This window comes from Agrobacterium sp. A3-95, from assembly GCF_053521785.1.
In genome coordinates this window covers 142695-155461 of record NZ_JBNWDR010000010.1, presented here as the reverse complement: position 1 = coordinate 155461, position 12767 = coordinate 142695, and the positions used below count along the sequence as shown (strand labels likewise).

10 protein-coding genes are annotated in these 12767 nt (G+C 58.8%); 8 read left to right on the top strand and 2 right to left on the bottom strand.

The genetic code is table 11. The annotated features are described in order from the left end of the window. Positions 1-132 precede the first annotated feature (132 nt). A complete protein-coding gene (locus tag ACQZ5Y_RS23250) occupies positions 133-1164 on the bottom strand; it encodes an L-idonate 5-dehydrogenase (RefSeq protein ID WP_174060218.1) in 1032 nt (343 codons plus the stop codon). A 220-nt stretch (positions 1165-1384) separates the two neighbouring features. Here ACQZ5Y_RS23250 and ACQZ5Y_RS23245 point away from each other — a divergent pair, with 220 nt between their 5' ends. The 3 genes from ACQZ5Y_RS23245 (at position 1385) to ACQZ5Y_RS23235 (ending at position 4233) form a co-directional block, all read left to right on the top strand. After that, positions 1385-2140: an SDR family oxidoreductase gene (locus ACQZ5Y_RS23245; RefSeq protein ID WP_025595224.1), complete on the top strand. Its 756-nt coding sequence runs from the start codon at positions 1385-1387 to the stop codon at positions 2138-2140. 43 nt (positions 2141-2183) lie between these two features. Then, positions 2184-3077, top strand: coding sequence for an NAD(P)-dependent oxidoreductase (locus ACQZ5Y_RS23240; RefSeq protein WP_112681590.1), 894 nt, complete (start codon positions 2184-2186; stop codon positions 3075-3077). A 172-nt stretch (positions 3078-3249) separates the two neighbouring features. Further along, entirely contained in the window at positions 3250-4233 is a 984-nt protein-coding gene (locus ACQZ5Y_RS23235) for an aldose 1-epimerase (RefSeq protein WP_065658779.1), read from the top strand. A 20-nt stretch (positions 4234-4253) separates the two neighbouring features. On the opposite strand, the gene ACQZ5Y_RS23230 is transcribed toward ACQZ5Y_RS23235, so the two are convergent. Next, entirely contained in the window at positions 4254-4715 is a 462-nt protein-coding gene (locus ACQZ5Y_RS23230) for an Lrp/AsnC family transcriptional regulator (RefSeq protein ID WP_003498392.1), read from the bottom strand. Between the two features lie 168 nt (positions 4716-4883). Here ACQZ5Y_RS23230 and ACQZ5Y_RS23225 point away from each other — a divergent pair, with 168 nt between their 5' ends. From ACQZ5Y_RS23225 to glgC, 5 genes are all read left to right on the top strand, one after another. Further along, complete coding sequence (locus ACQZ5Y_RS23225; RefSeq protein ID WP_111799396.1) at positions 4884-5597, top strand: aspartate/glutamate racemase family protein; 714 nt, start codon at positions 4884-4886, stop codon at positions 5595-5597. After that, positions 5598-6368 carry a class II glutamine amidotransferase gene (locus ACQZ5Y_RS23220; protein WP_004431819.1) on the top strand — a complete coding sequence of 257 codons (771 nt, stop codon included), beginning with the start codon at positions 5598-5600 and terminating at the stop codon, positions 6366-6368. 442 nt (positions 6369-6810) lie between these two features. Beyond that, complete coding sequence (locus tag ACQZ5Y_RS23215; protein ID WP_174060217.1) at positions 6811-9273, top strand: glycogen/starch/alpha-glucan phosphorylase; 2463 nt, start codon at positions 6811-6813, stop codon at positions 9271-9273. Continuing rightward, complete coding sequence (gene glgB, locus ACQZ5Y_RS23210; RefSeq protein WP_019566535.1) at positions 9273-11480, top strand: 1,4-alpha-glucan branching protein GlgB; 2208 nt, start codon at positions 9273-9275, stop codon at positions 11478-11480. The genes ACQZ5Y_RS23215 and glgB overlap by 1 nt, the downstream gene beginning before the upstream one ends. Positions 11481-11502: 22 nt before the next feature. Beyond that, a complete protein-coding gene (glgC, locus tag ACQZ5Y_RS23205) occupies positions 11503-12765 on the top strand; it encodes a glucose-1-phosphate adenylyltransferase (protein WP_004431809.1) in 1263 nt (420 codons plus the stop codon). The last annotated feature ends 2 nt before the right edge of the window (positions 12766-12767 follow it).

The following is a 12767-nucleotide window of genomic DNA, read 5'->3' as shown; positions in this document are numbered from 1 at the left end:
CCGCGATGCACGAAATGATATCGATAACATCAAAGACGTCATGTTGTAGATGGAAGCGCGCGCATGAAAAATCGGCGGGGATTAATCCACCGCCGATCAAGACGTCGACAAACCGGCGTGCGCAACAGGCGCTTACGAAAAAGCGATCTGCACCTTCATGGCGCGGCTGCGGTCGGAGGCAAATTTGAAGGCCGAGATGGCGTCATCGAGGTCCACCGTCTGGGTGATGAACGGCTTGACGTCGATCAGGCCTTTGCGCATCAGTTCGACGCCCGTCGCGAATTCCTCATGGAACCGGAAAGAGCCGCGCAGATCGAGTTCCTTGGCAGTAATCGCCATCATCGGTAGGCTCATATCGCCACCAAGGCCAAGCTGGACAATGATGCCGCGCGGACGCAACGCCGTAATCCCGCCCGCAAGTGCAACGGCGGCACCGGAGCATTCATAGAGAACGTCGAAGGTTCCCTTGTTCGCGCCGTACGCCGCCAGCGCATCAGGCTCATCCTTGCTGTTTATGACGCGGTCCGCGCCCGCTTCCCGCGCCTTGGCAAGCGTGAAGTCCGAAAGATCGGTCGCGACGATTTCAGCGGCACCGGCACGGCGGGCAGACAGGATGGAGAGAATGCCGATGGGGCCGCAGCCGGTGACGAGCACGCGTTTTCCGAGCAAATCGCCGGCGCGGCGGGTGGCATGCAGCGTTACCGCCAGCGGTTCCGCCATAGCTGCCTCACCGGCACTCAAACCGTCGGCCGGAACGCATTGCAGGGCATCCGCGATGAGAACCTCGCGGAAAGCGCCCTGAATATGCGGAAACGGCATGGCGCTGCCATAAAAGCGCATGTTGAGGCACTGATTGTGCAGGCCTTCCTGGCAAAAGCGGCAGGTCCTGCACGGACGGGACGGCGAAACCGCGACCAGACCGCCAACCTTCAGCCCCTCGACGCCCTCGCCCAGCTCCTCAACAATGGCGGAGACCTCATGTCCCAGCACCATTGGTTCGCGAAGCCGTACCGCGCCGAAACCGCCGTGATTGTAATAGTGAAGATCGCTGCCGCAAATCCCGCCCCGAGCCAGACGAAGACGCACTTCTCCTGCCCCCGGCGCCTCCTCCGGCCGCTCCTCGATGCGCACATCCTTTGCCCCGTGGGCGACAATCGCTCTCATAAATATCTCCCGTTCGATATCGCGCCTTAAACGGCGCAACAAAATAATCCCTATCCCAATCATTGCCGCCGGCCGCGTCTCCGCCGCCCTGCAGCCTCCCCGCGCGCATGTTGCGTACCGGAAACAGGCGTTTAAGCCTTGACATCCACGTCTGAAAGGGATGAATGTTATCGATAACATAAACCGGCATGAAAGCAATGTCGAGAGACTGGAGGAAACAGTGGGCCTTAATTTGTTCGATCTTTCCGGCCGCCGCGCCCTGATCACCGGCTCGTCGCAGGGCATCGGCTTTGCGCTGGCGCAGGGCCTGGTGGAGGCGGGAGCCGAAGTGGTGCTGAACGGCCGCGACGAGGCAAAGCTGAAAGCAGCCGCCGCAGGCATCAAGGGTGCCAAGACACTCGCCTTCGATGCCACCGATCATGACGCGGTGCGCAAGGCCATCGACGGTTTCGAGGCGGAAGTCGGCCCCATCGATATTCTGGTCAACAATGCCGGCATGCAGCACCGCACACCGCTGGAGGATTTTCCGGCCGACGCCTTCGAGCGCCTGTTACAGACAAACATCGCCTCGGTGTTCCATGCAGGGCAAGCCGTCGCGCGTCATATGATCAGCCGTGGACGTGGCAAGATCATCAACATCGCCAGCGTCCAGACCGCTCTTGCCCGCCCCGGTATCGCGCCGTACACCGCCACCAAGGGCGCCGTCGGCAATCTGACGAAGGGCATGGCGACGGACTGGGCGAAATATGGCCTGCAGTGCAACGCCATTGCGCCGGGCTATTTCGACACGCCGCTCAACGCGGCCCTGGTGGCAGACGAGACGTTTTCAGCATGGCTTGAAAAACGCACGCCGGCCGGCCGCTGGGGCAAGGTCGAAGAGCTTGTCGGCGCCTGCATTTTCCTGTCGTCCGATGCCTCGTCTTTCGTGAACGGACATATTCTTTACGTCGACGGCGGCATTACCGCCTCGCTTTGAAGAAGCCGTAACCACGACGCTTTGGGAGGAGACCGTGAGCACCATGACCGAGAAGAACAAAATCGCCCTCATCGGCGCTGGCGCGATGGGCGGCGCGATCGGTGCGCGGCTGATCGAGACCGGCAATCACCTGACGGTTTTCGATCTGGACGCGGAAAAGGTGGCGGCTTTGACCAGCCTTGGTGCGCATAGCGCCGAGACGGCGGCGCAAGCGGCTTCGGTCTCCGATGTCGTGATCCTAAGCCTCAATTCGCCGAAAATCGTCCGCGCCGCCGTTTTCGGCAAAGACGGCGTGGCGGCGGGGGCCAGGCCCGGCACGCTGATCATCGACATGTCCTCCATCGATCCGGAAGCGACAAAAGAACTGGCGGCGGATGCGGCTGAAAAAGGGCTGCGCTGGGTGGACAGCCCGCTTTCCGGCGGCGCGCCGAAGGCACTCGTCGGGCAACTGACCCTGATGGCCGGCGGCACCGAAAAGGATGTGGCCGATGCCCATCGCGTGTTGCGGCACGTGGCCAGCAACTACACCCATATGGGTCCAAGCGGCGCAGGCCAGACGACGAAGCTCATCAATCAGGTTCTTTGCGGGCTGAACTTCCTTGCCGTAGCGGAAGCAACGCAGCTCGCGCTGGATGCCGGCGTCGATGCCGCCAAAATTCCGCAGGCGCTGAAAGGCGGCCGCGCCGACAGCGCAATCCTTCAGGAATATATGCCACGTTACGTGGCGAAGGATTACCGCCGGACTGGCCGCATCGACAATATGGTCAAGGACCTGAACGGCGCGCAGGATCTGGCTCGACGCACCAACACGGCCATGCCGCTGACGGCGGTTTGCGCCGAGGTGCACCGCATGCTGACAGCAGCGGGACTTGGCGGCGAGGATCAGGCCGCACTAATGGAATTTTTCACCGGCGCGAAACGCACCTTCACGGAATGATTTGCGCCATGGCCAGGGCAATAACACCTTAGAGGCCGAGCTGACGCGAGGTCATTAAGGTGTGCCACCGTCATGGCCATTGCGAAATGTCTCCGCAGCGAAGATGATCGGGCGAATCGGCGGCGCAATCGGCCCGACGGCCGCAGACGCTTGCATGAAGGACAATTTCCCGATGACCACTTCCGCAACAGGCACGGGGATTGCCAGCCTGACCGTTTCCGGAAACGGCTTCAGCGCCGAGATCGCTTATGAGGGCGCGACCCTTCTGAGCTGGCGGCCACGACTTGCCGATGGCAATGAAAAAAACCTTGTCGACGGCTATTCGTCGCTTCAGGAATTGCAGTCGCAGAACGGCGTGAGAAACGGCATTCTCGCCCCGTTCACCAATCGCATTCCTCAGGGCCAATTTAAATTTGGCGGGGAGATGCACCGTATCGAGCCGGTGCTTGCCCACGAGGACCTCGTCTTCCACGGATTTGCCCGTGCCCTGCCCTTCGCCCTCGACCGATCTTTCGAGGAAAACGACGCGCACATTATCGTCTTTCGTGCCGAGATATTGCCGGCCGAATTCAAGGGCTATCCCTACCATCTCGCCATCGAGGTGGAATACCGGTTTGCCGGCCATGCGGTTACCATCGATATACGCGGCATCAATGGGGACGACCGGCCTTTGCCCTTTGCGGCCGGCTGGCATCCCTATTTCCGTCTGCCCGGCATATCCTCCATCGACGATCTCCTTCTCACCCTACCGTCGCGAACAGCGATCGAAACGGACGAGAATTTGATACCACTCACCGACAGTGAGACGGGCATTCTCAAACGGGACGATGCAGCGTTTCTTTCTGCCGCGCCGCTCGCAGGCCATGTGCTGGATGTCTGCTTTACCGATCTGATCCCATCCGCAAACGGGCTTTACGAGACTAGGATCGAAAACCGGAACGATGGTTCGAGCCTGACCGTTTGGCAGGAGCGCGGCCACATGCATGTCTTTACCGGCGATACGCTTGCCCGCGACAGGCGAAAATCCATCGCGCTCGAACCTGTGGAAACACCGACAAACGCCTTCAACCAGCCGCAACTTGAAGCGGACATTACCCTTCAACCGGGTGAGACCCGAAGTTTCCGCTTTGGTTTCCGTTTTGAAGCCGGGCGCTGAAAAAAGACCAAATATTGCGATCAGATATGCGTCGTCGGGAGTGAAGACGACAGCTTCACCGTCTCCATGGAGATATAGGCGGACATGTCGTAAAGCTCGACCCGCCGGAGGATCTGTTTGTAGATGGTGTCGTAATATTCGACATTTGGCAGCACGAGTTTCAGAATATAATCGAAATTGCCGGTCAGCCGGTGCACCTCGACGATCTCCGGTATCGTGCTGACGGCGGCGTGGAACCGGTCCAGCCAGTCCTCCGCATGCAGGCCGGTTCTAACGAGCAGGAAAACCGTGGTCGGCAGGTTGATTTTCCGCCGGTCGAGCAGCGCCATCGTGCCGGTCACATATCCTTCCGCACGCAGACGCGTGATACGGCGGGAACAGGCGGAAAGCGATAATGACACCTCATCCGCGATATCGGCGAGAGGTGTTTCTGCATTCTCCTGGAGAATCGCAAGGATTCGGCGGTCACGGTCGTCAATCATTGTTTCAGAATGCACCGGTTAACGTAGTGACGCAAGAAATTTGCGAGCTGAGCATAATGCACGCCCAGAATTTGCAATCTGCCTTCTAAATCCCTGAAAAAACGCATGCCGTTTTCATCGCGGCAATGGCATTCTTGTCATCAATCAAACTTTTATAAGGGAACGCCTATGAAACGGATCGGTCTGATCGGCGGCATGAGCTGGGAATCCACCGCAACCTATTATCGCATGATCAACGAGGCCGTTCGTGACAGCCGCGGTGGGCTCGTATCGGCCGATATCGTCATGCATTCGCTCGATTTTTCCGAGGTTGTCGCCCTTCAGAAGGCCGACCGCTGGGATGAGGCCGGCGCGCTTTTGGGCGCTGCGGGTGCGCGTCTTGCCAATGCGGGTGCCGATTGTGTGCTGATCTGCACCAACACCATGCACCTCGTTGCGGAAACCGTTGAAAAAATGTCGGGCGTCACTCTCATCGACATCATTGACGAAACTGCCACCGCATTGAAGGCGGATGGACGCCGCAAGCCGCTTCTGCTCGCCACACGCTACACGATGGAACATGGCTTCTACACCGACCGCATGCGCCGCCACGGCGTCGATGTGGACGTGCCGGATGAGGAAGACAGGGCCGCCATCCACGACATCATTTTTGGCGAATTGTGCCAGGGCGAGATCAAGTCGTGCTCGCGCGAGCGCTACATGTCGGTCATCGAGAAAGCCCGTGCGCTCGGCGTCGATTCCGTCATTCTCGGCTGCACCGAAATTTCCCTGCTGATCGATCCCGATGCCCTGCCTTTGCCGGGCTACGATTCGACCGCCATTCACGCCCAGGCCGCTGTCGGCTTCGCGCTCGAAAACAAGGCCCTGAACAGAGCTGCATGAATGTGCCGCCTTTTTGCCTATTCCGGTAAACCGGTCTGGCTCGACAGTCTTCTGATCGAGCCGGAAGCATCGCTGGTCAGCCAGTCCATGGCCGCAAGGGAAGCTAAAACCGTCGTCAACGGCGACGGTTGCGGTCTTGGCTGGTATGGCGAGCGCGGAACGCCCGGCGTTTTTCGCGACACCAGACCCGCCTGGTCCGACGCCAATCTGGCCGCCCTTTGCCACCAGCTCCGCTCGGGCATGTTCATGGCCCACGTCCGCTCCGCCACATCAGGCGAAGTATCCCGTGCCAATTGCCACCCCTTTGCGCATGGTCAATATCTGTTCATGCATAACGGCCAGATCGGCGGCTACGAGCAGATCAGGCGCGACATTGATTCCCTCATACCCGATGATATTTATTCCGCCCGGCGCGGCACCGGCGACAGCGAAGCCATCTTCCTGATTGCCGCCGGCCACGGCCTTGATGCGGACCCGGTTCGGGCCATTTCCACCGCGCTGCGCCTCTGCCTGGAAAAGATGATCGCGGCGGGTGTTTCTTCCGCGTTGCGGTTCAGCGCCGTGTTGATGGATGGCGATTGCCTGCACGCCTTCCGCTGGTCAAGCGACGACAAGCCGCCAACGCTTTACTGGCGTGGGCTTGAAGAGGGCATAGCGCTAAGCTCGGAACCCTTTTCCTTCGATTGCACCCCGTGGTGTGCGGTGCCGCCAAATACCCGCGTGACGATCCGCGCCGGCGGTATGACCACTGAACCTTTTTCCCTGCCGTAAACGTCGCATTTCATGACGACCGAGGCCATTTTTTTCAGTTTGGACGCCACCGGTGGGCGCGGCTGCGGCAGCGTCGTGTTTATTTTCATTGAATTATCTCCGCCGCGAAGGCTAGTGTGTGATCCGATAGACCGAAACAGATTTCAGGACCGGTGAACCATTTCAGAAGTGTTGCAGCCCCTCTCCCTTTCTTGAACGATGCCCTGCATCGCAACGACCATGTAAACCCGTTCATGAATGACGGACAATGGGCAGGCAATGCCTTTGGCGATCCTCGGGACGCTGAAGAAAAAGTGTTATTTTTCATTACCCTAAGCTGTTCAAATTTCCACAAAAAATGCTGTTGCCACGCCTCCATATCGATGCATAAACTGGCATCAGTAAAGGCAAACCGGATCGACCTCATCAGACCCTCTCCTCCCACCAAGGTGCTGACCGACCAATGATCAATAATCTAAACGCCGCCGATCTTCCCCGTCCCGCCCCGCGCAGTTCCAACCCGGAAATCATGGCAGCGGAAATCATCGAGCGCCTCACCTACCGTATCGGCAAGGACGTAAAAGTTGCCAAGCCGCATGACTGGCTGACCGCGACCATTCTCGTCGTCCGTGACCGCATCATCGACAGGTGGATGGCCTCCACCCGCAAGGCCTATGCCAACAATTCCAAGCGCGTTTATTACCTGTCGCTCGAGTTTCTGATCGGTCGCCTGATGCGCGATGCGATCTCCAATATCGGGCTGATGCACGAAATCAGGGACGCGCTTTCTTCGCTCGGCGTCGATCTCGATGTCATTGCCGGACTGGAACCGGATGCGGCACTTGGCAATGGCGGCCTTGGCCGTCTCGCTGCCTGTTTCATGGAATCGATGGCAACCGTCGATATTCCCGCCTATGGCTACGGCATCCGTTATGTGCACGGCCTTTTCCGCCAGCAGATGGCGGACGGATGGCAGGTGGAATTGCCGGAGACGTGGCTGGCGCACGGCAATCCCTGGGAATTCGAACGTCGCGAAAGCTCGTATGAAATCGGCTTTGGCGGATCGGTGGAAACCATCGGTGGATATGAGGAGCCGCAGCGCTTCGTCTGGAAACCTGCCGAACGCGTCATTGCCATGGCTTACGACACGCCTGTCGTCGGCTGGCGCGGCACCCGCGTCAACACCTTGCGCCTATGGTCGGCGCAGCCTATCGATCCTATTCTGCTTGCCGCCTTCAATGCCGGCGACCACATTGGCGCGCTGCGGGAAAGCAACAAGGCCGAAAGCCTGACGCGCGTTCTCTACCCTGCCGATGCGACCCCGGCCGGCCAGGAATTGCGTCTGCGGCAGGAGTTCTTCTTCTCCTCCGCCTCCCTGCAGGACATTCTGCGCCGTCACCTGCAGCAATATCCGGATTTCACCTCGCTGCCCGACAAGGTTTCGATCCAGCTCAACGACACGCATCCGGCCATTTCCATCTGCGAAATGATGCGCCTGCTATGCGATGTCCACGGCCTTGAATTCGACGAAGCCTGGAAGATCACGCAGGGCACCTTCTCCTACACCAACCACACGCTTTTGCCCGAAGCGCTGGAAAGCTGGCCCGTCCCGCTGCTCGAGCGGCTTTTGCCGAGGCACATGCAGATCGTCTATGCGATCAATGCCAATACGCTGGTCTACGCCCGCAAGGAAAAGAAGATGCCGGATCAGCAGATTCGGTCCATCTCGCTGATCGACGAAAACGGTGAGCGGCGCGTTCGCATGGGCAATCTCGCCTTCATCGGCTCGCATTCCATCAACGGTGTCTCGGCACTTCATACCGAACTGATGAAGGAAACGGTCTTTGCCGACCTGCACAGCCTTTATCCCGAGCGCATCAACAACAAGACCAACGGCATCACCCCGCGCCGCTGGCTGATGCAGTGCAACCCCGGCCTGACCGGATTGATCCGGGAAGCGATCGGCGACGATTTCCTCGACGATGCGGAAAAGCTGACAGCGCTCGACCGCTTCGCCGACGATGCCGGTTTCCGCGAAAAATTTGCCGAAGTGAAGCGTCTGAACAAGGTGCGGCTTGCCAATACGGTGGCGCAACGCATGGGCATCCGTGTCGATCCCTCGGCCATGTTCGACATCCAGATCAAGCGCATCCATGAATATAAGCGCCAGCTTCTGAACCTTATCGAAACGGTGGCGCTTTACGACCAGATCCGTTCTCACCCGGAACTGGATTGGGTACCGCGCGTTAAGTTCTTCGCAGGCAAGGCAGCGCCGAGTTATCACAACGCGAAGCTGATCATAAAACTTGCCAACGATATTGCCCGGGTCATCAACAACGATCCGGCCGTGCGCGGGCTTCTGAAAGTGGTATTTATTCCGAACTACAACGTCTCGCTTGCGGAAATCATGGTTCCGGCCGCCGATCTGTCCGAACAGATCTCGACGGCCGGCATGGAAGCCTCGGGCACCGGCAACATGAAGTTTGCGCTGAACGGCGCGCTCACCATCGGCACGCTGGATGGTGCGAACGTCGAAATGCTCGAACATGTCGGCGAGGACAACATCGTCATCTTCGGCATGACGGCGGAAGAGGTGTCGAAAGCGCGCGCCGAGGGCCACAACCCCCGCGCGATTATTGAACAGTCGGTGGAACTGTCGCAGGCGCTGTCATCCATCGCCTCTGGCGTATTCTCACCCGACGACCGCTCCCGCTTTGCCGGGCTGATCGACGGCATTTACAACAGCGACTGGTTCATGGTCGCGGCCGACTTCGACGCCTACGCCGAAGCGCAGCGCAAGGTGGATGCGATCTGGAGCGATCCGGAAAGCTGGTATGCGAAAACAGTCCGTAACACGGCGCGTATGGGCTGGTTCTCGTCCGACAGGACGATCCGGCAATACGCCGCCGATATCTGGAGAGCCTGATGAAAAAACCGCTCAATTCGGCCGAAGAGAAAAAGACTGGCGAAATCACGAAGGCTGAAATCGAGGCGATCAAGAGCGGTTTGCATTCCAACCCCTTTGCACTTCTCGGCGTTCACGAAACGCCGGGAGGTTTTTCTGCACGGTGCTTCATTCCGGGGGCTGAAGAAGTATCTGTCCTCACACTGGACGGATCTTTCGTCGGCGAACTGAAGCAGCTCGATCCGGAGGGTTTCTTCGAAGGCCCGGTCGATCTCACCTCGCGTCAGCCGGTGCGTTATCGCGCCTGTCGCGACGATGCGGAATGGGCAGTGACCGACCCCTACAGCTTTGGTCCGGTTCTTGGACCGATGGACGATTATTTCGTCCGCGAGGGATCGCATCTGCGACTGTTCGACAAGATGGGCGCTCATCCGCTCAAGCTTGAAGGCGTCGAAGGTTTCCACTTCGCCGTCTGGGCTCCCAATGCGCGGCGCGTCTCCGTCGTCGGCGATTTCAACAATTGGGATGGTCGACGGCATGTGATGCGCTTCCGCAAGGATACCGGCATCTGGGAAATTTTCGCACCTGACGTCTATGCCGGCTGCGCCTATAAATTCGAGATTCTCGGCGCAAACGGCGAGCTTCTGCCGCTGAAGGCCGACCCCTATGCACGGCGTGGTGAACTGCGGCCGAAGAACGCCTCCGTCACCGCACCAGAACTGGCGCAGAAATGGGAAGATCAGGCCCACCGGGAACATTGGGCGCAAGTGGACCAGCGCCGGCAGCCGATCAGCATTTACGAGGTGCACGCCGGTTCCTGGCGGCGTCGCGAGGACGGCACCTTCCTCAGCTGGGACGAAATGGCCACCCAGCTCATTCCCTATTGCACGGATATGGGCTTCACCCATATCGAGTTTCTGCCGATCACCGAACATCCCTACGATCCGTCCTGGGGTTACCAGACGACCGGGCTTTATGCCCCGACCGCCCGTTTCGGCGATCCGGAAGGTTTCGCCCGCTTCGTCAACGGCGCCCACAAGGTCGGCATCGGCGTGATCCTCGACTGGGTTCCCGCGCATTTTCCAACCGACGAGCACGGCCTGGGCCTGTTTGACGGGACAGCGCTTTACGAACATGCCGACCCGCGTCAGGGTTTTCATCCCGACTGGAACACGGCCATCTACAATTTCGGGCGCATCGAGGTATTGTCCTACCTCGTCAACAACGCGCTTTATTGGGCCGAAAAATTCCATCTCGATGGATTGCGCGTCGATGCCGTCGCCTCGATGCTCTATCTCGATTATTCCCGCAAGGAAGGCGAGTGGATCCCCAACGAATATGGCGGGCGCGAGAACCTGGAATCCGTCCGCTTCCTGCAGAAGATGAACTCGCTCGTCTACGGCACCCATCCGGGCGTCATGACCATTGCTGAAGAATCCACCTCCTGGCCGAAAGTGTCGCAGCCGGTTCACGAGGGCGGCCTCGGTTTCGGCTTCAAATGGAATATGGGTTTCATGCACGACACGCTGAGCTATTTCTCACGTGAGCCGGTGCACCGCAAGTTCCACCATCAGGAACTGACATTCGGCCTTCTTTATGCCTTCACCGAAAATTTCGTGCTGCCGCTTTCCCATGACGAAGTGGTGCACGGCAAGGGATCGTTGATCGCCAAGATGTCCGGCGACGACTGGCAGAAATTTGCCAATCTCCGGTCCTATTACGGGTTCATGTGGGGTTATCCCGGCAAGAAGCTGCTGTTCATGGGGCAGGAGTTCGCCCAGTGGAGCGAATGGAGCGAAAAGGGATCGCTCGACTGGAACCTTCGCCAATATCCGATGCATGAGGGTATGCGCCGCCTCGTGCGCGATCTCAACCTCACCTACCGTTCGAAAGCCGCTCTGCACGCCCGTGACTGCGAACCCGAAGGTTTCCAGTGGCTGGTGGTCGATGATCACGAAAACTCGGTCTTCGCCTGGCTGCGCTCGGCGCCCGGCGAAAAACCGGTTGCGGTTATCTGCAATCTGACCCCGGTCTACCGGGAAAACTATTATGTGCCGCTTCCTGTTGCGGGGCGGTGGCGGGAGATTCTCAACACCGATGCCGAAATTTATGGCGGCAGCGGCAAGGGAAATGGCGGACGCGTTCAGGCGGTCAATGCCGGTGGGGAGATAGGGGCGATGCTCGTCCTGCCGCCCTTGGCAACGATCATGCTCGAACCGGAAAACTGACAGACAGAACGGGAGGACAACCATGTCGGAAAAAAGAGTTCAGCCCCTGGCGCGTGATGCAATGGCCTATGTTCTCGCGGGCGGTAGAGGAAGCCGTTTGAAGGAATTGACAGACCGCCGGGCAAAACCAGCGGTTTATTTTGGCGGTAAGGCCCGCATTATCGATTTTGCACTTTCGAACGCGCTGAATTCCGGCATTCGCCGCATCGGCGTCGCCACGCAATACAAGGCTCACTCCCTTATCCGCCACCTGCAACGCGGCTGGGACTTCTTCCGTCCAGAGCGTAATGAAAGCTTTGACATTCTGCCGGCCTCGCAGCGCGTGTCCGAAACGCAATGGTACGAAGGCACCGCCGACGCCGTTTACCAGAACATCGACATCATCGAGCCCTATGCGCCCGAATATATGGTCATTCTGGCGGGCGACCATATTTACAAGATGGACTACGAATACATGCTGCAACAGCATGTCGATTCCGGCGCGGATGTAACGATCGGTTGCCTTGAAGTGCCACGCAAGGAAGCGTCGGGCTTCGGCGTGATGCATGTGAACGAAAAAGACGAGATCATCGACTTCATCGAAAAGCCGGCTGATCCGCCCGGCATTCCCGGAAATGAGAATTTCGCGCTTGCCTCGATGGGGATCTACGTCTTCCACACGAAATTCCTGATGGAAGCGCTGCGTCGCGATGCCGCCGACCCAACCTCCAGCCGTGACTTCGGCAAGGACATCATTCCCTATATTGTCCAGCACGGCAAAGCCGTCGCCCACCGTTTTGCGGACTCCTGCGTGCGTTCGGATTTCGAGCACGGACCATACTGGCGCGATGTCGGAACCATCGATGCCTATTGGCAGGCCAATATCGACCTGACGGATGTGGTGCCTGACCTCGATATCTATGACAAGTCCTGGCCGATCTGGACCTATGCGGAAATCACTCCGCCGGCGAAATTCGTGCATGACGATGAGGACCGCCGCGGTTCTGCCGTGTCGTCGGTTGTGTCAGGCGATTGCATCATTTCCGGCGCCGCCCTCAACCGTAGCCTTCTGTTCACAGGCGTGCGCGCCAATTCATACTCCCGCCTTGAGAATGCCGTAGTACTGCCGAGTGTAAAGATCGGGCGCCACGCCCAGCTCAGCAACGTCGTCATCGACCATGGAGTGGTCATTCCGGAAGGACTGATTGTAGGAGAAGACCCCGAACTGGATGCCAAACGTTTCCGGCGCACGGAAAACGGCATTTGCCTTATCACCCAATCGATGATCGACAAGCTGGACCTGTAGAG

Bases quoted from the DNA above. Each gene is read 5' to 3' on its own strand.
- ACQZ5Y_RS23250 (WP_174060218.1), bottom strand. From the start codon at position 1,164: ATGAGAGCGATTGTCGCCCACGGGGCAAAGGATGTGCGCATCGAGGAG.
- ACQZ5Y_RS23240 (WP_112681590.1), top strand. From the start codon at position 2,184: ATGACCGAGAAGAACAAAATCGCCCTCATCGGCGCTGGCGCGATGGGC.
- ACQZ5Y_RS23235 (WP_065658779.1), top strand. From the start codon at position 3,250: ATGACCACTTCCGCAACAGGCACGGGGATTGCCAGCCTGACCGTTTCC.
- ACQZ5Y_RS23230 (WP_003498392.1), bottom strand. From the start codon at position 4,715: ATGATTGACGACCGTGACCGCCGAATCCTTGCGATTCTCCAGGAGAAT.
- ACQZ5Y_RS23225 (WP_111799396.1), top strand. From the start codon at position 4,884: ATGAAACGGATCGGTCTGATCGGCGGCATGAGCTGGGAATCCACCGCA.
- ACQZ5Y_RS23220 (WP_004431819.1), top strand. From the start codon at position 5,598: ATGTGCCGCCTTTTTGCCTATTCCGGTAAACCGGTCTGGCTCGACAGT.
- ACQZ5Y_RS23215 (WP_174060217.1), top strand. From the start codon at position 6,811: ATGATCAATAATCTAAACGCCGCCGATCTTCCCCGTCCCGCCCCGCGC.
- glgB (WP_019566535.1), top strand. From the start codon at position 9,273: ATGAAAAAACCGCTCAATTCGGCCGAAGAGAAAAAGACTGGCGAAATC.
- glgC (WP_004431809.1), top strand. From the start codon at position 11,503: ATGTCGGAAAAAAGAGTTCAGCCCCTGGCGCGTGATGCAATGGCCTAT.